The 20,799-nt window shown below is 39.7% G+C and carries 15 protein-coding genes and 1 tRNA gene; 6 read left to right on the forward strand and 10 right to left on the reverse strand.

What is annotated here, in order from left to right; genetic code table 11:
* Window positions 1-45: 45 nt before the first annotated feature.
* From ACT29I_RS18525 to ACT29I_RS18565, 9 genes are all read right to left on the reverse strand, one after another.
* Window positions 46-228: a hypothetical protein gene (locus ACT29I_RS18525; RefSeq protein WP_444794113.1), complete on the reverse strand. Its 183-nt coding sequence runs from the start codon at window positions 226-228 to the stop codon at window positions 46-48.
* A 156-nt stretch (window positions 229-384) separates the two neighbouring features.
* Window positions 385-1,098 (reverse strand): SDR family NAD(P)-dependent oxidoreductase, encoded by a 714-nt coding sequence (locus tag ACT29I_RS18530; protein ID WP_444794114.1) that lies wholly within the window; start codon window positions 1,096-1,098, stop codon window positions 385-387.
* A 519-nt stretch (window positions 1,099-1,617) separates the two neighbouring features.
* Window positions 1,618-1,691 (reverse strand) — tRNA-Arg (locus tag ACT29I_RS18535).
* A gap of 452 nt (window positions 1,692-2,143) precedes the next feature.
* Window positions 2,144-2,698 (reverse strand): 2-oxoacid:acceptor oxidoreductase family protein, encoded by a 555-nt coding sequence (locus tag ACT29I_RS18540; RefSeq protein ID WP_430934718.1) that lies wholly within the window; start codon window positions 2,696-2,698, stop codon window positions 2,144-2,146.
* 53 nt (window positions 2,699-2,751) lie between these two features.
* A complete protein-coding gene (locus ACT29I_RS18545; protein WP_444794115.1) occupies window positions 2,752-3,513 on the reverse strand; it encodes a thiamine pyrophosphate-dependent enzyme in 762 nt (253 codons plus the stop codon).
* Between the two features lie 2 nt (window positions 3,514-3,515).
* On the reverse strand, window positions 3,516-4,601 hold the full coding sequence (locus ACT29I_RS18550) for a 3-methyl-2-oxobutanoate dehydrogenase subunit VorB (protein WP_444794116.1): 1,086 nt from the start codon (window positions 4,599-4,601) through the stop codon (window positions 3,516-3,518).
* Window positions 4,602-4,692: 91 nt separating this feature from the next.
* Window positions 4,693-4,917 carry a 4Fe-4S dicluster domain-containing protein gene (locus ACT29I_RS18555; RefSeq protein WP_430934715.1) on the reverse strand — a complete coding sequence of 75 codons (225 nt, stop codon included), beginning with the start codon at window positions 4,915-4,917 and terminating at the stop codon, window positions 4,693-4,695.
* 162 nt (window positions 4,918-5,079) lie between these two features.
* Complete coding sequence (locus ACT29I_RS18560; RefSeq protein WP_430934714.1) at window positions 5,080-6,423, reverse strand: aminotransferase class I/II-fold pyridoxal phosphate-dependent enzyme; 1,344 nt, start codon at window positions 6,421-6,423, stop codon at window positions 5,080-5,082.
* 134 nt (window positions 6,424-6,557) lie between these two features.
* Entirely contained in the window at window positions 6,558-7,079 is a 522-nt protein-coding gene (locus ACT29I_RS18565) for a flavodoxin (protein ID WP_430934713.1), read from the reverse strand.
* Window positions 7,080-7,264: 185 nt separating this feature from the next.
* Between ACT29I_RS18565 and ACT29I_RS18570 the strand changes: the two genes are divergently transcribed.
* The gene (locus tag ACT29I_RS18570) at window positions 7,265-8,155 is read left to right on the forward strand and encodes an RluA family pseudouridine synthase (RefSeq protein ID WP_430934712.1); all 891 of its coding nucleotides are present in this window, start codon (window positions 7,265-7,267) and stop codon (window positions 8,153-8,155) included.
* A gap of 333 nt (window positions 8,156-8,488) precedes the next feature.
* Here ACT29I_RS18570 and ACT29I_RS18575 read toward each other — a convergent pair whose 3' ends face one another.
* Window positions 8,489-10,546, reverse strand: a complete 2,058-nt coding sequence (locus ACT29I_RS18575; RefSeq protein WP_444794117.1) for an acetate--CoA ligase family protein — start codon at window positions 10,544-10,546, stop codon at window positions 8,489-8,491.
* 530 nt (window positions 10,547-11,076) lie between these two features.
* Between ACT29I_RS18575 and ACT29I_RS18580 the strand changes: the two genes are divergently transcribed.
* The 5 genes from ACT29I_RS18580 to ACT29I_RS18600 all read left to right on the forward strand — a co-directional run bounded on the left by ACT29I_RS18580 (window position 11,077) and on the right by ACT29I_RS18600 (window position 20,689).
* Window positions 11,077-11,664, forward strand: a complete 588-nt coding sequence (locus ACT29I_RS18580; RefSeq protein WP_444794118.1) for an RNA polymerase sigma factor — start codon at window positions 11,077-11,079, stop codon at window positions 11,662-11,664.
* Between the two features lie 271 nt (window positions 11,665-11,935).
* The gene (locus ACT29I_RS18585) at window positions 11,936-12,979 is read left to right on the forward strand and encodes a FecR family protein (protein ID WP_430934709.1); all 1,044 of its coding nucleotides are present in this window, start codon (window positions 11,936-11,938) and stop codon (window positions 12,977-12,979) included.
* Window positions 12,980-13,070: 91 nt separating this feature from the next.
* Window positions 13,071-16,451: a TonB-dependent receptor gene (locus tag ACT29I_RS18590; protein ID WP_430934708.1), complete on the forward strand. Its 3,381-nt coding sequence runs from the start codon at window positions 13,071-13,073 to the stop codon at window positions 16,449-16,451.
* 23 nt (window positions 16,452-16,474) lie between these two features.
* Window positions 16,475-18,265, forward strand: a complete 1,791-nt coding sequence (locus ACT29I_RS18595) for a RagB/SusD family nutrient uptake outer membrane protein (RefSeq protein WP_430934707.1) — start codon at window positions 16,475-16,477, stop codon at window positions 18,263-18,265.
* Between the two features lie 156 nt (window positions 18,266-18,421).
* Window positions 18,422-20,689, forward strand: coding sequence for an alpha-L-rhamnosidase-related protein (locus ACT29I_RS18600; protein WP_444794119.1), 2,268 nt, complete (start codon window positions 18,422-18,424; stop codon window positions 20,687-20,689).
* Window positions 20,690-20,799: the final 110 nt, after the last annotated feature.

A 20,799-nucleotide genomic window follows, 5' to 3' on the forward strand; every position in this document is an offset into this window, starting at 1 on the left:
CAAATAGAATAAAAAAGTTACCAAAGTGGTAATGTGTTTTGATTTTCAGTTTGTTGCCAACTCTAAAATAGATTCAATAAACCTGGGATCTAAGGTTGCTTTCTCTTTTTTCTTTTTAGGGTAAGTTCTTTGTTTTATCCCCATACGGTCCATCATTCTTTCAAAAGTAACCCGGAAATTTACACCCACTTTCACCCCACAAGGAACAACGGGCCTAATGCCATCCATTCTTTTCTGGATAGTTCCCTAGGCTATATCATCTTCTGAAGAGGCTATCATCTGGATTCTTGTCTCGAGTGGTATGGTCCTTTCCTTACCGTGTTTTTGGCAGGTTTAAGGGTTTGTACCCCTATGATGATGTTAGTATATTTAATAAAGCCTGGCTTAATCGAAAGCCAAGCCGCTTTGTCTTCGAATATAGAGATGATCAATGGTACCTTTACCTTTTCGGGTGAGTAGGAATTCGATAAGTTCGGCAATTTCTTCCGGTTGAATGAGGTTATTGGTATCAATATCAGGACGCATTTCGCGCACCATCTCGGTGTTTACACCTCCCGGGGAAATAAGATGCACAAGAATACCATCGTCTTGTACTTCCTTTGCCAATACTTTTGTAAAGCCCGCCAATGCATGTTTGGATGAAGCATAGACAGATTGATTAACGTAACCTTTGAAGTCGACGACCGAACCGATATTTATAATAATGGGTTTTGGGCTTTCTTTTAAATAGGGAATGGCTTCTTTGCAAATAAAAAAAGGCGCCCGTGCATTAACGGAAAAGATTTTATCCCATATTTCAACCGAAGTTTCTTTGATAGGTAATGCATTGGCAACACCGGCATTGTTTATCACCACATCAAGCTTCCCGAAAACACGAATTACTTCACGAATTATCAATAACGGGGCATCCGCCGTTAAAAGATCTGCCTCCAATATCGAACACTTAATAGGGTATTTTTCAACCTCGCTTTGTGTTTGGAGAAGTTGATCGCGGTTACGTCCCACGATAAGCATATGATAACCAATCCTGGCAAGTTGAATTGCGATTGTTTTGCCAATTCCTTTTGAGGCACCTGTTAACAAGGCTACTTTTTCCATTGATTTATATCCTTATGTAATTTTTTTTAAAAATACACTTAAGTATGTAAATACCCGGGTTATATCCCTTCTTTTTTCTGTGTTAAACCCGGCTAATACCTTATACCTGGTCATGAACTTTAAAAGGACAATAAAACAAGGCTGTACTGAAACGAGGCATAGCTTCGTTGCTGCAAGATGAAGTAAGGTAATGAAGTGTATTGTTTTGAAGCTATTTTAAAGTGTAATATATTCTCTGATACATATTGCGGGTTGTAATCATATCAGAAGTGTTTTTGCCATCCATTTTCCTATCGGGGGGGAGAACAATACCGTTAGGTTTGGCCATTGCAGGAAACCAATTCATTTGACTGGTTAAATCGGCAGATAACGTACTTTAAAAATCTGGCTTCTCCGAAAGGCGATAATGAGCATGTTCCATTAGTCCTGTTAGGTTTTATAATGATTTAATAAAAAACAGAAAAAGCCTGTAAATCGTACGATTTACAGGCTTTTAGTTTCTTTTTTTTTCTTTAAAAGTGATCCTGGCAGGATTCGAACCTGCGACCCACAGCTTAGAAGGCTGTTGCTCTATCCAACTGAGCTACAAGACCATTCATGACGCCTTTTTTCTAAGGCGATGCAAAGATAGAAAAATATTATTTTATACAATATAAAAACAAAAAAAAATTAGCGTGGCCATTAATCCGTGGGATTTACTGGGTTTAACCCGCACAATTCATCCCCAAATTGCCGTTTGACTTTTTAAAAATGTTAATTCGATATGGTTTATGCCTGCTGACATAGGGGAATTTTTCAAATTCCTATTGACAGATCCATGTTAATTCAGGATTAAGCATTAGAACTTCGTCATGAATATGGTAAGGGAAACCTTACTGGGTTTTCATCGTTCTGGTGAGATGAAGAGGCGTCACGAAGTGTCTTGTGTTGAAGCCATTTTAATGTGCAATAGATTTTATAATACCTACTTGCGGGTTAATCACAGAACAAAAAAGCCGGCGGTATAGATTACAGCCGGCTTGATATCTTCAACTAGATTGAAATCTTATACTTCAACCTCCACCGGATGTATAATTTCCATTCCCCTGTTGATGGCCTTTTCGTTCATCGGTATTAAATGATGGTGGCGTCCGGGTAATGATTTTTTGAGTCCATTGATTACATTTTCCATTTTCACTACGGGTTTCACTTTTAAGTATCCGCCCAAAACAATCATATTAAATGTTTTTGCTGAGCGCATTCGGGCTGCTTCTTCGGTTGCATCCACCCGGAAAATTTTGATGTCTTTGCGTGTTGGGTGATGGGTGATTCCATTGCCATCGTAAATTAATGTTCCCCCAGGTTTAATTTGGGCCTCAAATTTATCCATGGATTGTTGGTTCAGGATGATGGCGGTGTCGAACTCGTGTAATATGGGAGAGCTGATTTTTTCATCGCTCAAAATAACGGTAACATTGGCCGTGCCACCGCGCATTTCGGGTCCGTAGGAGGGCATCCAGCTTACTTCCATATCGTGCATAACACCGGAATAGGCTAAAATTTTACCCATGGAAAGTACGCCTTGTCCACCAAAGCCGGCTATAATTATTTCTTCTGTCATTTTATTTATTTTAGTATTGAACACAAATATGTTCAACAAGTAATAAATCTCGTTTATTCGTCTTTCATATCTCCTAACGGATAAAATGGGAACATGTTTTCCTCCATCCATTTGTTCGCTTTGGCAGGGGTCATTTTCCAGCCGGAGTTACAGGTCGAAACTACCTCGACAAATGAGGTTCCTTTGTTTTGCATTTGGTTTTCGAAAGCTTTTTTAATAGCCTTCTTTGTTTTGCGCACAGCGGCTGGGGTATGGGCAGCCTGACGGGTCACAAAGCATGTTCCCGGCAGCTGGGCGATTAGTTCGGTAATTTTTAAAGGGTGTCCATCATGTTTGGTCTCCCGGCCTGTTGGACAGGTAGATGCTTTCATGCCGGGAAGGGTAGTTGGTGCCATCTGACCACCGGTCATACCATAAATACCGTTGTTGATAAAAACCATCACGATATTTTCGCCGCGGTTGCAGGCATGAATAGTCTCAGCCGTTCCGATAGCCGCCAGGTCGCCATCGCCCTGGTAAGAAAAAACATTTTTTTCGGGCATAAGCCTTTTAACAGCAGTGGCCAAAGCCGGAGCCCGTCCGTGTGCTGCTTCCTGCCAATCGATATCGATATAATCGTAAGCAAAAACGGAACATCCCACAGGCGCAATGCCAATAGTAGTTTCCTGAATGCCCATTTCTTCGATGAGTTCGGCTATGATTCTGTGCACCACGCCATGTGTACATCCCGGGCAATAGTGGGTGTCCTTATCGGTAAGAACCACACTCTTTTTGTATACTATGTTTTCTTCTTTTATGATCTCTTTAATATCCATGGCTATTCTCCTATAAAGTTTGATTCAAGCGCTGTTACAACTTCACCCGGCGAAGGAATGATACCTCCATAGCGACCAAAGTGCTCCACTTTTACTGAACCGTTAATTGCTAATCTAACATCTTCTACCATCTGACCGGCACTCATTTCAACACTTAAAACGCCTTTTACGTGTTGGGCTATTTCCTGAATGGGTTTTACGGGGAAAGGGAATAAGGTGATTGGACGAAGCAACCCTACTTTAATGCCTTTTTCGCGGGCTATCTGAACCGATTTTTGACAGATGCGGGCACTTGAACCGTAGGCTACGAGTAAATACTCGGCGTCATCGCACATGTACGTCTCGTAACGAACTTCGTTTTCCTCCACTTTTTTATATTTATCCTGAAGTTTGTGGTTGAATCGTTCCATTTCTTCGGAAGCAAGTTCTACAGATGTGATAATGTTACGTTTTCTGTTTTTTGTTTTTCCGGTAGTGGCCCAATCCCCATATTTTTCAATAAGTTCTTCTTCAGTCATTCGAGGCTTTTGGGGTTTTAACTCCACTTTTTCCATCATTTGGCCAATCGCACCATCAGAAAGGATCATAACCGGGTTTCTGTATTTGAATGCCAAATCAAAAGCATCTTCCACAAAATCTGCCATTTCCTGAACGGATGCCGGAGCCAGGGTAATTAATTTATAATCACCATGTCCACCGCCTTTAACGGATTGAAAGTAGTCTGATTGAGCAGGTTGTATCGTTCCTAACCCCGGGCCTCCTCTCACAACGTTAACAACAACACAAGGAAGTTCGGCTCCTGCCATATATGTGAGCCCTTCCTGCATTAAGCTTACGCCCGGGCTCGATGAAGAGGTCATTACTTTTTTTCCACATCCGGCACCGCCATAAACCATGTTAATAGATGCTATTTCACTTTCGGCCTGGAGCACTACCATTCCCGTGGAGTTCCAGGGTTGTTCGGCCATTAATGTTTCCATAATTTCACTTTGCGGAGTGATAGGATATCCGAAATATCCATCGGCACCACATCGTATGGCTGCGTGGGCAATGGCTTCATTGCCTTTCATTAATTTTACTTCTTTCATTTCTAACTAATTTCTTGAATAGCGATTGAAATTAATGTCAATCCGGGTTGAGTGGATTGCGTTTCTTTGTTTGAAAGACTGGTCTTTCGTTTTAATCTTTGACTCTATACACCGTTATGCAACTGTCCGGACAAACTGCTGCACAATTGGCGCAGCCAATGCACGCTTCGGGGGTTCCCAGTTGGGCATAATGATAGCCCTTACCGTTGACATCCTTTGCCATTTCTATTGCGTTTGTAGGGCAGGCAACCATGCAAAGTTCACAGCCTTTGCACTTTACGTTATCAACAACAATCGCTCCTTTAGCTTTAGCCATAATTTTGAACGTTTTTATAATTTACTTGCAATTTATGTAAATATGCCATTTATTCTTATGATGGGAATCATGCAAAAGTTCTGAATTATTGCAGAGCGCAACAATGCAGGGATGTATCCATTTACAATCCCAATCAATCGGCATTTCTTTAATAAGAAACTACTATTTTTTTTCCTTTCCGTAGTGCAGTGAACAGCTTTGTTGGAACATTTGTAACCTTTTTTCCAATTCCACAAACCTGCTTTGTTCTGTTTGCGAAACACAGGCCCTAAGGCCTTGTATTTTGCTGCCGGTATTAGCTAATGCAATAGCGCTTATCCCAAAATATAAAAGTTTCTCGAGTAGTTCACCACCCATCATACCCGGATAAGATATTGTAAAATAAAAACCGTCGGCAATAGGTTCGTCAATGTCTTTGCTGTAAACAATGGAAAAACCATATTTGATAAACAGTTCTTTCATCAACTTAGCCCTAATACCGTATTCTTTTACCTCTTCTAAATAATTGTATGTTCCATCGCAAGCCGCTTTGTATATGGCTGCTATGGCATACTGCGCGGAGTGACTAGCTCCTGCGGACAGCGAATATAGTAATCTTCCAACAATAACTCGCCCAAAATTACCTTCTCCAAACCTTATTTTTAATGATTCAAAATAAGTTTTGAACAGTTGGTGCGATATGCAAAGTGTTCCAAGTCGCTGACCTGCATAACTAAAGGCTTTGGAACTGGAAATAAGCAATGCATAGTTGTCGGTATATTTTGCTACGGTGGGTTGATAAGGTGGTTGAAACGGGACTGAAATATCCTGTCTGAAATCCATACCAAAGTAGGCGAGATCCTCTATGATTATGGTATCGTATTGGTTGGCAAGCTTTCCGATGACTTCCAACTCGTCTTCATGAAGACAAATCCAGGTTGGATTATTGGGGTTTGAATAAACGATACCTGCAATGTTTCCTTTGAACAGGTAGCTTTCGAGTTTCTCTTTTAATCGGTCGCCACGGAAATCGAATACATCGAATGTTTGGTGTTTTATGCCCAAAACATGGAGTTGAATCTTTTGTACCGGAAAACCGGGGTCAATAAATAATATGGTATCCTTTTTTTTATCAAGATTAGTAATAGCCATAAAGAGGGCAAAGCTGGCCTGCATGGATCCCACCGTTGGAATACAGCTTTCGGCCGGGATATCAATACCCATAAATGCTTTTACAAAACGACTGGCCTGTTGCTTAAACGGTTTGATGCCCTCGAGCATGGGGTATTTTGAAGCCACCCCTTGTTTTAGGGCATCTATTTCGGCTTGCACGCCAACCGGGGAAGGTGGAAGGCTGGGCACGCCCATTTCCATCCGGATAAACTGTGTATGGCTGCGTTCCTCAATTCTGTTAACAATGCTAACCACCTCGCGTATTGTAGCCTTTCCTAGATCTTCAATATTTTCCTCTCTTACTGCTGTTTCAACAATTTGCTTATCGACGACGGTGGGGCTTTCGAGTATCATGGTAAATTTTGTTAAGTTGTTAACAACGATTTTATATGGCAAAAGTGGGAGCGAACAAGGATATTACCTTTTATTGTTCCAACCACTATAATAGTAATATTTCGAACATTCAATAACACGGATCCTCCATGTTTTTAAAATCCTTCTTTTTTTAGCATGGTCAACCAGTTTTGAACTCTTTCTAAGGTTTTTTCAGGTTCGTTATCCTCATCCAATGGTAAACCGATAAATTCACCATCCAAAATAGCTTCGGAATCGTTATACTGATAACCTTTGTCAGCAACCTGTCCTACAACATCTACGTTTAAAGCTTTCAGTCGTTCATACAGCCAAGCTATAGCATCCACAAAATGGTCGGGGTAGTTTATTTGGTCGCCAAGGCCATAGATGGCCACCTGCTTATCTTTCCAGGATACTTCTTTCAGATGGGTAAAGAAAACATCCCAATCGTCGTCTTCGTGCTCCGAATCCCAATTGGTTCTTCCTAGTGTTGAAATACCGAATATTAATTTGTCATAGGTTTCCAATGCCGATGGATCACAGTTTTTAATCGGAATAAGATCGGTTGTGTCTTCACCCAATTGGTCTGCTAATATAGTTGCCACCTTGGCCACGTTCCCTTTTGCGGGGCCATAAAAAATGCCGATTTTACTCATGAAGATGTTTTTTACGAGTTAGTTAATTTATTTGCTGAAAAATATGTTTGTGGAGAGCGGTTCTCCATGCGTTCTTATCAAAAATCTACTTTTATATGCAGAAAAACAAGAACATTTCTCATGAGCACCGAGATATTAAAGCAATATAGAGTAAGATAAGCGATGATTATTTGTTATTTTGCAATATGATTAGAAAAGAGTCTCAAACCATTCTCGAAACATTTATCGTTCCGCCATTGCCCGAAAGAGCAAGGTTATCGGATTATGCGCCTGGGGTTTTTAAAAGTCTTCCATCAAACAAGGCTACTAAAAAAGCGATCAAACAAGGCTTGGTAACCATAAATGGAAAGCAGGGATATACGGGAGATTTTGTTTGTGGTGGAGAAACGCTGATTCTTTTAGAAGACGGGAATAAAAAAGTATCTCCTGCAATAAAACTTGATATGAAAGTGGGTTACGAGGATGATTATATGGCTGTGGTAGACAAACCTGCAGGACTTATCGTGAGTGGCAACAAGCATCGAACATTGGAAAACGGTCTTGCTTCGGTATTAAAAAGGAGCTCGAAACCTGATGCACTGTCACGACCGGAACCCATCCACCGTCTGGATTATCCTACCAGTGGTGCTGTTTTGATTGGAAAAACACAGCAAGCGGTTATGCTTCTGAACAAATTGTTTGAAGAGCGGAGAATCGTTAAGAAATACCTGGCGGTAACTATTGGCGAGCAACCGGAACAAGGTGAAATTAACAAGGAAGTGGATGGGAAGCCGGCCAAATCAGTGTACAAAGTGATCGCTTCGGAAGCAAGTGAAAGGTTTGGATGTTTAAATTTGGTGGAGCTTACATTATTTACAGGACGGCGCCATCAGTTACGGATTCATCTGTCGTACATCGGTCATCCTATTTTGGGTGATGCACCATACGGTGAAGAGGGTAAGGTTTTGAAGGGGAAAGGACTTTATTTGCATTCGCACTCTTTAGAGTTTGTTCACCCTTTTACACAAGAAACATTAAAGGTAGAAGTTAATCCGCCCAAGAAGTTTTATAAGTTGTTTGATCGTTTTAGTGAATAGTTTTTTAATAGATCGTTAGATTTTACCCGCCTGTTTGAAGAAAGGGATAATAGGTGAGAGACTTCTTATCTGCTAATGGCCAAAATTGCCGATTTTTTTCAAACGGCAAACCGTCAGGGATTTAAGAGAGCTAAACGAAGTGTTGTTTTTTAACACAGAGGATTGATGCATTATCTGTTAAAGGTGTATGGTATAATCAAATAGAGGTTGCCCTTCGAATTTCTGTGTTAAAACTTAAATAAGCTGTTAATCAAACGTGCATTACCTCCAAAATTAAATGATATTTCATTTTAGTATGAGCGAATAAGCTATGGCGGTTGACCAGAGACTGCTTTATTTCTCTATTCTCACTCTGGCATCTACTGCAATAATCTGGTCTTTAGAACCCATCAACGGATTCAAGTCCAGTTCTTTTATCTCAGTAGCAAAACGGAGCATGGTGGAAAGGCGAACAAGGATGTCGGCAAATCCGTCTATGTCCACGCCTTCCTGACCGCGTATCCCCTCCAGAATTTTTTTGCTTTTCAGATCGTTGATCATCCCTAAAGCTTCTTCTTTGGAAAGTGGGGCCAATCCCGAAGAAATATCTTTTAAAACTTCAACGAAAATACCGCCCAAGCCACATAAAACCACATGGCCAAAAGTAGGCTCGTATTTAGCGCCGATAAACAGCTCAGTTCCTTTGAGCATAGGCTGAACGATAACTCCTTCAAATCCTTTAATGTGGGTCATGCGTTTAAACTCGCTTTGGAAAAACTTTGGGCCTGATATATTTAACGAAACACCATCTACGTCGGTTTTATGAACAGGGCCAACAACCTTCATCACCACAGGGTATTCAATATCATTTATTTTTGATGATAAATCTTTTTCGTCACGAATAAAAAGTTCCTTCACCATAGGAATGTTTGCGGCATGCAATAGGGCCTGGATTTGTTTGGGCTTTAAATATCCATTCTCGAAACCTGCAATAAGAGACCTAATCTTGGGTATGTCCACACCTTTCATCTGAATAGACGCACTGGCAGGCTTGACGGCATTGTGTACTTTGGATAAGGCATGTCCCAGATTCACCTCGTCGGGGAAGTTAATGTTGCCCTTTGACTGGAAATATTTTATGTCGTCATCGGCATTCACGACCGATGGCAATATAGGATAAATAGGTTTCCGGCACGTCCTCATTTTTTGGTGCAGCACCTCGTATACCTCGCGAACAGGGAAAAGTCCCGGACTGCCAAAGATCACGGCCATGGCATCGATATGGTCAAAATCCTTTTCGCAAGCATCTATAATAATGCCCAGTTGCTCGGCTGTTCCTGTTGCCAGAAAGTCGATGGGGTTACTTACGCTTGACCCTTCGTAAAGTTTTGCTTGCAACTGTTCTGCTTTGGGGCCTTCAATGGCGGGGATTTTAATGCCTCCCTGCGAGAGCGAATCGGTAAGCATTACTGCCGGGCCGCCGGCATGTGTAATGACGGCCATGTTTTCACCTTTAAGTTCTTTGGCCATGAAAACGGCGGCGACCGTGGCTAATTCCATACGACCGTGGCAACGGATAATGCCGGCTTTTTTAAATAATGCATCCACAACCATGTCGGAGCTGGCCAGGGCACCGGTATGGCTCTGGGCAGCTCTCATGCCCGCCTCGGATGTTCCTGATTTAATGGCTGCAATCTTACAACCTTTGTTTATCAACGAATTGGCATGGCGCAAAAGTTTGTCCGGATCTTTGATGCTTTCGATATACAGCAATTTTATTTTCGAGCTCTTGTCCGGATCAAAAGTATCATCCAAATATGCCAAAACATCTTCAACGCCGGTTTGGGCGCTGTTGCCCACCGAAATTATGCTGTTAAATTTAAGACCTAGTCCAACACCGGTTTCCAATATAAACACGGCCGTGGCACCCGAACCGGAAATAAAGTCGGCCCCACTGGGATCCAGCATCGGAATGGGTTCGGTAAAAATGCTATGATGGTGATGGTTGATAACGCCTATGCAGTTTGGACCAATCAAACAACCTCCTGCTTCGTTAACTGCTTCTACAATTTCTTTTTCATATTTTGCACCTTCCTCGTTTTCCTCGCCAAATCCGGCGGAAATAATGATGAATGCTTTCGTGTTTTTTTCCCGGGCCAGGGTTTTTACCGTTGCGGGACAAAACCTGGCAGCAATAGCAATAACGGCCAGGTCAACAATTTCGGGCAAATCTTTGATTTCCTTGCACGATTTTACACCTTGAACAATTTCTTGTTTGGGGTTGAGCACCGAAATTTCGCCCCTGTAACATTCCAGGATATTATGGAGGATCTTACCGCCGGGCTTGTGTAAATCGTTCGACCCTCCAACCACCACTATACTTTGCGGGTTAATCAATTGTTCGTTAATCATAGCAAGAAAATAATTGAATTCCGTTTTTGTTTATTACGGAAGAGGTTATGCGTTGAATACAAAAGTGATGATTATTAAACCCGATAACTATGAAATAAGTCAACCTTAGCGATTGAACTTATATTCCGAAGCGAATTATTTATTGTTCATGAAGATGATAGGAGGCAGAGGGTATTGTCCTTTTTTACTTTTTTGTAAAGTACAATTGTATAACAGGCATGACTGTTATTCTGTGATTGGCGCATTAGCTTGTTAATTTTATACCGCTAATATTTAATTTACAAGAACAATATATATATGATCAATATCCGGAAACTTACCCATCGCTCAATAATTTTTATGGCATACATGCACTAAATGTGCGAATCAACAAAAATCATATTTTTAATAAACAAGTTGTTGTTTCAAAATGGTCGCAGTTTTTGCTGGCAGTTGTAATAGTTAGGTTCAGGTATGGTACCTGTTGATTTTATAACTGTTGAAAAATATTTTTAATTTCTTTCATATATTTGTACAAAATTTAAATTTTAATGGCGATAAACGAACATCAATCCGATTACGAATTGGTTAATAAGCTCAAAAAGAATTATTCGGCAGCATTTGATACTCTTTTTGAGGTTTACAGTCCAAAACTATTTGGGTTTGCTTTAAAATATTTCAAAAATGAGAATGAAGCAGAAGAATTGGTTCAAGATGTTTTTATAACAGTTTGGGAAAACCGCCATTCTTTAAATTCAGAACTTTCCTTCAAATCTTACCTTTTTACCATTGCCTTAAACAAAATCAGAGCATACTTCAATAAAAAAGCTGTTTATCTCCGTTACGTCGAAAGTCTTAAGTATGAAACGGAACTGGTGGATAACCCGGATATTGAAAATAATTACGAATCTGTTCTTCAGGAAGTAAAGCAAATTATTGAAGAAATGCCAGCCAGAAAGCGTGAGATCTTTATGAAAAGCAAATTGGAGGGTAAAAATTCAAAACAAATTGCGGCCGAGTTGAATATTACACCTGGAACAGTTGATAATCAGGTTTCTGAAGCGCTTCGCTATGTTCGTTCCAGATTGAAAAACGAAAACGCCTCCTTGTTGCTTTTTGCCATTTTATTTATTTACTAAGGCTACAGTAGAAACAATAGCACTGTATTTTTCCAGAGCAAATGATATCGCTAAAATTATTTAATGCCAACAGTAAAGCGAAATTGGGATTACGTAAAGATGGCAGTAAATGTGTGATTTTATACGTCTGTAAATGAGTTGTTTGTTTTTTTTTGTAAAAAAAACTTAAAATTACCCATGAGAAAATGGACTTGAACTTATATTAGATATACCGGCTGTGAGAATATCGGTTTATTTAAATTAATATAAACGATTTGTATAATGATAAGTTATGAGTGAGCGATTCCAAAATATATTAACAAAATATTTTGATGGCAAAATAACCCTGAAAGAAGAGATCGAACTTTCAGAGCAACTGGCCGACAAAAAAAACAATATGGCGCAGCAATTTCTATCTGACGATTGGAAAGCGCTATCTGAATCGGAGCAAGTTCCTTACCAAAAACTTCCGTTTATTCTTAATCAAATACATCATACAATTCGACTGAATGAAGACAGTAAATTGAATAAGGTAAAATGGTGGAATACTTTTCAACGGGTAGCTGCCATTTTGATCATGCCTCTCTTGATCGCATTTTTAAGTTATTATTTTATTCAATCGGGCTCTAAAGGCATTGATTCGTATGCAGAGATTCAATGTCCAATGGGAGTGCGCACCAAATTTCAGCTTCCCGATGGAACCACCGGTTTTTTAAATAGTGGTTCAACTTTAACCTATCCGGTTGTTTTTGCTAACACTCGAAAGGTAAAATTAGTAGGAGAAGCCTACTTTGATGTAGTACGTAATACTAAAAAACCATTTATTGTTAATACACCCAATCAGAAAACCAAAGTGTTAGGCACCCAATTTAATGTTGTTGCCTACGAAAATGGAAGTATAGAGGAAATAATACTTTTAGAAGGTAAAGTTGAGGTTTATTCACATCAGGGCGAAAAATTGGAAACCCTTCAACCAAACCAGAAACTGGTTATAGACACCAATACCAAACTTTATAATAAATATCAGGTGGAGGCCAATCAATATATTTCATGGACTGAAGGAAAATTGGCATTTCGCAATGAAAACATGCAGCAAGTAGCTGATCGATTGTCCAGGTGGTATAATATCGACATTGAAATTCGGGATCCGGAATTATTAAAATATGCATTCAGAGCTACCTTTATTGATGAGCCGGTAGAGCAGGTATTGAAACTACTGGCTTTAACCGCTCCAATTAGTTATAAAGAGCAAGCGCGTGAAAAGAAAAGCAACGGTATATATAAAAAGAGAAAAGTGATAATTAGTATAGATAAATCAAGGTTAAATGCCTTTTAAATAAAAACAGGAGAGCGTTACCAGCACTCTCCTGCACTATCAAGCAGTGTGAATTACTTATTATTGTTTAACTACTTAATGATTCAAATTTATGAAAAAAAAGTGGATTGTGAGTGCCATTAATTATGGCATGGAAACTAAAATGTGGAAAATTATGAGATTGAGTATTTTCTTTCTTTTTCTTGTTCTCTCCAATATTTGGGCGAGTTCAGGATATTCGCAACAGACAAGGCTGACGCTGAAAATGGATAATGCCAGGGTTATTGATGTTCTTGATGAAATTGAGGACAACAGTGAATTTTACTTTCTTTTTAACCAAAAGTTGGTTGATGTTGAGCGAAAAGTAGATGTAGATGCCAAAGAAAAATCCATTAATACCATTTTAACTGAGGTGTTTGCGGATACTGATGTTAAGCATCAGGTCAAAGACCGACTTATTATTTTAACAACTGAAAAATCTGACTTTGGATCTGAAATGTTTCAGCAACAGCAAAAAACAGTTTCAGGAAGTGTAGTGGATAGTCAAGGAGAGCCTATTCCCGGAGTGAGTGTACTTGTGAAAGGATCCCTTACGGGCACTATAACAGATATTGATGGTAACTTTTCACTCCCAAATGTAACGGGCGAAACTGTTTTGGTTTTTTCATTTGTTGGAATGACTTCGCAAGAAATTATTGTTGGTAGTCAAAGGGTATTTAATGTTACCATGCAAGATGAAACTATGGGACTTGATGAAGTAGTTGTAGTTGGTTACGGTACGGTTAAACGTAAAGATTTTACCGGTTCGGTAAGCTCGTTAAAACTGGAAAATTCCGCAGTGGCCAATATTGCAAACTTAAATGCATTGGAATCGTTAAAAGGAACTATAACCGGATTAAATATAGGCGCTTCTAATTCAGCTGGCGACGAACCTTCCATGTTAATCCGTGGTCAGAATTCGATAAGTGGTACTAACGACCCATTAATCGTATTAGATGGTGTTGTTTATTTAGGAAGTCTAAGTGATATTAACCCCAATGATATTGCCAGTTACGATATTTTAAAAGATGCAGTTTCTGCAGCGGTTTATGGTTCGCGTTCGGCCAATGGAGTTATTGCGATTACCACCAAACGAGGAAGTTCGAAAAAGCCTGTCATCACATTAAATACTTCAACGTCTCTTCAAACATGGCAAGACAGGCCGGTAATGATGAATGGTGAGCAATGGATTGATGCTGTTAATGCCCGAAATGGTTTTGAAGAAGGAACTACCAGTTGGATGGAAACAGGTGAATTGCAAAATTATGAAGACGGTTCTGAAAGGGTGTGGTTAGATGATGTAACCAGAGTTGGGGTAATTGAAGACTATCAGTTAGCCATTTCCGGAGCGGGAGAAGGACTAAATTATTATTTGTCGTCGTCGTATAATAACAACAAAGGTGTGGTTGTTGGCGACGATTTCGAACGTATTTCTATTGTAGGTAAAGTGAATACCGATATTACCAGTTGGTTAAAATTTGGTGTGGACGGTAGTTACTCGCGTCGCGATTATTCAGGTTTTGCAGCTAGTCTTAGCTCGGCCCAAACCATGTCTCCTTATGGAGTTATGTACCGTAATGACCAAGGTGATTTAGAAAAATATCCATATACCCAATCGGGAGTTAATCCACTTTGGGGTGTTAACGATGGTACGCGCGAAAATGTAAATATTACGCAAAGTTACCGTTTAAATACTTTTGCAAACATCGATATTCCGTGGATTAAAGGACTAAGCTATCGTATTAATTATATTACTAATCAGTCGGAAAATCAGTCGGAAAATTTTTATTACGAGAGTTATTATGTGGCTGAAGGTGAGGGAGAAGAGCGCTACGATCCTGCGGTTATGGTTGGATACCTTTCAAAAGCAAATGGAAATATTGCCAGGGGAACTACTACCAGTTATGTTTTCGATAATATTCTTAATTATAAAAAATCATTTGGTAATCATAGTATTGATGTAACGGCTGTTGCAACGCGCGATCACAAATTATATAAGTATATTAACACAACCGGAAGCGACTTCTCCGATAATGGAAATACATCGTTGGGACTTGGAGGATTGCATAAAGCAACCGTTCAGAAAGTAAACCTAAACGAAATAGAACGATCGAATATTGGTTATTTGGGACGTTTTAACTACTCGTTTAACGACAAGTATTTTGTAACCAGCTCTTACCGTCGCGATGGTGCATCGGTATTTGGAGCCGAGAAAAAATGGGGTAATTTTGGTGCAGTAGGTTTGGCCTGGAAGATATCTAACGAAGGTTTTATGTCGAATATTGAGGTGTTAGATCAATTAAAATTAAAAGCTTCCTGGGGACAAAACGGTAACCAGGGAATTGATCCATATACTACCTTGTCGCAGGTTAAAAACGGGAATTCCAGTGGTGTCCGTTATGAGTGGGGCGATGAAGAAGGAGTAATTAATTATGGTATGTACCAAAGTACCCTTGGTAACCAGGAGCTTGGATGGGAAAGTACTGAGGCGGTAAATTTTGGTTTTGAATCGGCTTGGTTAAATAACCGTGTATTTCTCGATGTTGATATGTATGTTTCAAATACTACTGATCAAATTTTTAACAGAAGTATTCCGGTAATGACTGGTTTTAAAACCATTTACGATTCAATGGGAAAAGTAAATAACAAAGGTATTGATGTAACGCTTCGAACTGTAAACATTAAAAAAAGCGATTTACAATGGTCAACAAGCCTTACGTTCTGGAAAAATAAAAATAAGCTGGTTGAGCTTTATGGCGAAGACAACGACGGCGATGGTGTTGAAGACGACGATATTTCAAACGGTCTGTTTATTGGAGAATCACTCGGCGTTATTTATGGTTACGAACAGGATGGAATCGTACAGGAAGATGATCTCGAATATATTGAGGCTACAGGTGCAATTGCGGGTAATCCTAAATATAAAGACCTAGATGGTGTTGATGGAATTACTACTGACGACCGTAAAATTTTGGGTTATACGGGAGCAAATTTCCGTTTAAATATGAGTAATAGTGTTTCGTACAAAAACCTTGAATTTTATGTGATGCTAGCCGGAACTTTTGGAGGAAACGGTTATTATATGAAATCAAATACGGCAGCCTATTTGACTGGTGCTGACCGTTTTAATTCAAATATGACCTATAAGCCATATTGGACTTCGGAAAATAGCAGCAACGTTTATCCTGCTGCTACCTTTACGGGCGATGGTCGATTTAAAGGTTTACAGTCAAGAGGTTTTGTACGCGTTCAGGATATCTCGCTTTCATACACTTTCAAACAACCGTGGGTAACCGCTTCAAAAATAAAATCCTTAAAGGTTTTCTTATCTGCTAAAAACGTAGCAACATTTACCAATTGGGAAGGCGGCGATCCTGAAACAGGTGCTACTTATACCTCTAACACTTTTCCGGTAATGTCAACCTATTCTGTTGGTGCAAACATTAGTTTCTAACTTAAACTGTTAAAATTTAGATTATGAATAAATTAAAATATATAAGCGCTGGAATATTTGTTGTATTTCTGAGCTTAATGGGATGCGAATCTGATGAAGACTTTTTGGTGGAAGAGCCAGCTACTTTTTATACTGTTGATAATGCTTTTTCAACCTCCGACCAGGTGGATCAGGTGTTGGTTTCTCTTTATTCTCACATACGCGATTTGTGGGTAAACCCAACAACGACAAAATGGATTTTCAATTGGAAAGGAAAAGGAACAGATATGTACGATGTGGCAGTTATTCGTACGGGAAATACTTTTAGCGATTATAGTACAATTAACCCTGATCATAACACGTTTTATCAGGTTTTTAGTACATGGTACTACGTAATTGCACGTGCCAATACGGCTATTCATGCCGCCGAATTAGACGGTATATCGTGGGGATCGGAAGAGGCAAAAGCTTATGCCCTTGCGCAGGCCCGTTTTTTCAGAGCTTATGCTTACAAAAATTTAGGTGAACTTTTTGGCGGCGTGGCCTTGGTTACCAATATAGTTAGTGAGGCAAAATATGATTTTGAGCGTGCTTCGCGCATTGAAACCTATCAATTTGCCATTGATGAACTAGAAGCTATTTTGGATGATCTGCCTGAAACATCAACTTCGGGTGGCCGTTTGGTAAAAGGTGCAGCTCAGCATAACTTAAGCGAATTGTATTTGGCAATGGGTATTCAATACGATGCTGAAGGGAATTCAAGTGCAGCTCAAACTGCATATACTTCATCGGTGAGTTATGCCGACGCTGTAATTGATGGTGGTACATATAGTTTGGTCAATCAAAGGTTTGGATCACGCGCAAGCGAAGATCAATTTACAATTGATGTATATAAAGGCGGTTCTTATACAACAGAGAACTTAGTGGATACACTGCTTTTGGATGCGAATTATTACTGGGATTTGTTCCAGGAGGATAACGTAAATTATCAGGATGGTAACACCGAATGTATTTGGGCTGCCCAAATCGACTATGAAGCGTATAAAACGGAGGATACAAAATCACGTTTGTATTATGCCAATAATTATGGACCTGTTTTTCGTGATATTGCAAAAACGCATGTAACAGGTACATTAGAAAATGTAGGCGGTCGAGGTGTTTGTCAGGTAAATATTACTATGCTTGCACGCGACTTGGTATATGAGGGTGATTATGCTGATGATATGCGTAATTCCGAGAGTGTTTTGCGCAGAAGAATTAAAGGAAATGTGGAAACTTCTCCTTATTACAAACAGGTTATTCCCTGGAGTGAAATGTATGGCTCCAGTGATGATGAAAGTGCTTACCGAAATAATACCAGTGAGATTTATCCTATTTCTTGTAAAATTGCCGCGGATAAATTTACCGGTATTGAAGATGGTGAATCCAGAAGAAGTCTTTTCCGTGACGAATATATTATTCGTTTACCTGAAACTATTTTACTACGTGCCGAGGCGAAACAGCGCTTGGGTAACAAATCGGGTGCAGCTGCCGATGTTAACCTGTTAAGAGCACGTGCACAATGCGGTTATCTTGTTACGGCTGCCGATATGGATGATGATTTCAACATGATTTTGGATGAACGTGCGCGTGAATTAATTTATGAGGAAGCGCGTTGGAATACCCTGTTACGCATGGGAGGAACCGTTGCTGTTGACCGAATTAGAAAGTATGCTCACTGGCCTGTGACTGAAGCTACTTTAACGTTCGACTACAATTTGTGGCCTATTCCAAACACTATTCTTGATGCGAACAAGGATAATATTTGGGAACAAAATCCCGGATGGGACAGATAATTCCATAAAGCTAATATAATAATTGTCCCTGCTCTTTAAATTCAGATACGCTGTGATTTAGGGGCAGGGATTTTTTTATAATATGTATTGCTAATATCATTAACATATCGGTATTATTACGCATCTAAAAAAAATAAAAATATAAAGTAGACAGATATGAAACAATTACTCCTAATAATAGCCTGTTGCTTGCAGTTTCAGGGATTTTCGCAAATAGCTTTACCACCAACCGCGTTGCGATGTGATTTAATGAAAAATACTGATCGGGTTTTTATAAATGGAGAGCTCTCACAAATTGCTTTTGATGAAGTTGATAAAATAATTGAGCCATCGCAACTGGCATCCATAGAAAGTAGACAACCTGTTTTCTCCTGGATTATTGAAGACCAGAGAAACAATACAATGCAAACGCACTTTCATGTTCAAATTGGTACATCGCCTGGACAACTGGATGATAAGGAAGGGGTTGTTTGGGATAGCGGCAAGACAGCATCACAAAAGTCCCTGGTGAAATATGATGGTATGCCGTTAAAACCTGAAACGAATTATTATTGGCGTGTTAAAGTGTGGAACAACCATGGTGAGGAAACAGCATGGTCTGAAACGAGAGGATTCAGAACCGGAAAAGAATTAAAAGTTTACAGTAGCGGCGTTTATCCGCTTCAGCAGCGAGATGAATATCCTCAGTGTACAAAAAAAATAAAAGAGAATTTACAATTCATAGATTTTGGGAAGGCTGCTTTTGGAAGGGTAAAGCTTACTGTCGATTCCAAATTGAAAGAAGATTCACTCCTGGTCAGTTTTGGTGAAGTGGTAACTCCACAGGGCCGGATAAATACAGAACCGGGAGGTTCCAGACGTTACCGAACGGTTACCTTAGCACTTCTGCAAGGCATACATACCTATACAATTACCATAAAAAAGGACAAACGTAATACCCGTAGTGCCGCAATAAAAATGCCTGACTATACCGGGGACGTTTTTCCGTTTAGATATTGCGAGGTTGAGGGCGCAGCTAATATAACGGGTATAATTAGGGAAACCGTAACTTATCCTTTTAATGATTATAGCTCACATTTTGAGTGTTCCAATCCTGTTTTGAACGATATTTGGGATTTCTGTAAATATTCAATTAAGGCAACAAGTTTTGCGGGGATCTACGTTGATGGAGACCGGGAACGTATTCCATATGAGGCCGATGCATATATTAATCAATTGTGTCATTATGGTGTTGATGATGATTTTACCCAGGCAAGAAGGAGTCAGGAGTATATGCTTTTGAATCCAACATGGCCAACAGAATGGATACTATCTTCGGTGCTAATGGCATGGAAAGATTATCAGTATACCGGGAATGAAGATTTTATTCGCAAATATTATAACGACCTAAAACAGAAAACATTTACAAGTCTTACCGAAAAAAATGGATTGATAAGCACCCGTACCGGGAAATTGACAAAAGAGGTGCAAAAGTCGATTCACTTTACCGGGCGGAATATGCGTGACATTGTGGACTGGCCGCATAAAGGAATACTTGGATTAAGCAATGATGATTCGGGAGAAACGGATGGCTTTGTGTTTACTGATTACAATGCGGTAGTAAATGCCTACCATAATAAAGCCTTGCAAGTGATGGCTGTTATAGCCGATATTGTTGGAGAGGAAGAGGACAGTAAATATTATGCAGACCGTGCAAAGGAACATAAGAAAGCATTCAATAAACTATTTTTTAATCAGCAGAAAGGATGTTATAATGATGGGATTGATACCGATCATAACTCCCTGCATTCTAATATGTTTGCCCTAACTTTTGGTTTAGTGCCAGAGGAACATGTTCTTACCGTAACCGATTTTGTTGAATCCCGAGGAATGGCTTGTAGCGTTTATGGTTCTCAGCATCTATTAGATGCGGTATATGCCGGAGAAAATGCGGCGTATGGAATGGAGCTTCTTACGGCAACGCACGACAGGGGATGGGCGCACGCCATTTATGAGGTTGGAACAACGATATCTTTGGAAGCATGGGACAATAAATATAAACCAAATCAGGACTGGAATCATGCCTGGGGAGCTGCTCCTGCAAATGTAATCCCCATGAAACTGATGGGAATTGAGCCATTGGAACCCGGGTTTGAAAGAATACGAATTAAACCGCAGCCTGCAAATTTGGAGTGGGCTAATATGGTTCATCCTACCATTAAAGGAGACGTTAAATTGAGTTTTGAGAATGTGCGAGGAGAAAGCTTTACGATGAAAGTGGAACTGCCTGCCAATACGAAAAATGAGGTGTGGATACCTTATTCCGGAAAGGGAAAATATAGTCTTAGCATGAATGGAGAACGTATAAGTGCGAAGAGAATTAGAGATTTTATTGTGGTTGAGAATATAGGTTCCGGGAAATATGTTTTTGAACTGGATTTATAAGCCATTAATCTCCAGAAAAGAAAATAATATCAAGTTGATTCAAATAAACAATGGCGAGCCTGATTAATTCATAAATTTTCGTGATGAGAACTCAAAAGGCAAAAAGAAAA

The organism is Saccharicrinis sp. GN24d3 (assembly GCF_052400645.1).
In the GTDB taxonomy this organism is placed as follows: Bacteria; Bacteroidota; Bacteroidia; order Bacteroidales; family Marinilabiliaceae; genus Saccharicrinis.

Coding starts and splice junctions, on each gene's coding strand:
- ACT29I_RS18525 (WP_444794113.1), bottom strand. CDS start 228: ATGGATGGCATTAGGCCCGTTGTTCCTTGTGGGGTGAAAGTGGGTGTA.
- ACT29I_RS18530 (WP_444794114.1), bottom strand. CDS start 1,098: ATGGAAAAAGTAGCCTTGTTAACAGGTGCCTCAAAAGGAATTGGCAAA.
- ACT29I_RS18540 (WP_430934718.1), bottom strand. CDS start 2,698: ATGACAGAAGAAATAATTATAGCCGGCTTTGGTGGACAAGGCGTACTT.
- ACT29I_RS18545 (WP_444794115.1), bottom strand. CDS start 3,513: ATGGATATTAAAGAGATCATAAAAGAAGAAAACATAGTATACAAAAAG.
- ACT29I_RS18550 (WP_444794116.1), bottom strand. CDS start 4,601: ATGAAAGAAGTAAAATTAATGAAAGGCAATGAAGCCATTGCCCACGCA.
- ACT29I_RS18555 (WP_430934715.1), bottom strand. CDS start 4,917: ATGGCTAAAGCTAAAGGAGCGATTGTTGTTGATAACGTAAAGTGCAAA.
- ACT29I_RS18560 (WP_430934714.1), bottom strand. CDS start 6,423: ATGATACTCGAAAGCCCCACCGTCGTCGATAAGCAAATTGTTGAAACA.
- ACT29I_RS18565 (WP_430934713.1), bottom strand. CDS start 7,079: ATGAGTAAAATCGGCATTTTTTATGGCCCCGCAAAAGGGAACGTGGCC.
- ACT29I_RS18570 (WP_430934712.1), top strand. CDS start 7,265: ATGATTAGAAAAGAGTCTCAAACCATTCTCGAAACATTTATCGTTCCG.
- ACT29I_RS18575 (WP_444794117.1), bottom strand. CDS start 10,546: ATGATTAACGAACAATTGATTAACCCGCAAAGTATAGTGGTGGTTGGA.
- ACT29I_RS18580 (WP_444794118.1), top strand. CDS start 11,077: ATGGCGATAAACGAACATCAATCCGATTACGAATTGGTTAATAAGCTC.
- ACT29I_RS18585 (WP_430934709.1), top strand. CDS start 11,936: ATGAGTGAGCGATTCCAAAATATATTAACAAAATATTTTGATGGCAAA.
- ACT29I_RS18590 (WP_430934708.1), top strand. CDS start 13,071: ATGAAAAAAAAGTGGATTGTGAGTGCCATTAATTATGGCATGGAAACT.
- ACT29I_RS18595 (WP_430934707.1), top strand. CDS start 16,475: ATGAATAAATTAAAATATATAAGCGCTGGAATATTTGTTGTATTTCTG.
- ACT29I_RS18600 (WP_444794119.1), top strand. CDS start 18,422: ATGAAACAATTACTCCTAATAATAGCCTGTTGCTTGCAGTTTCAGGGA.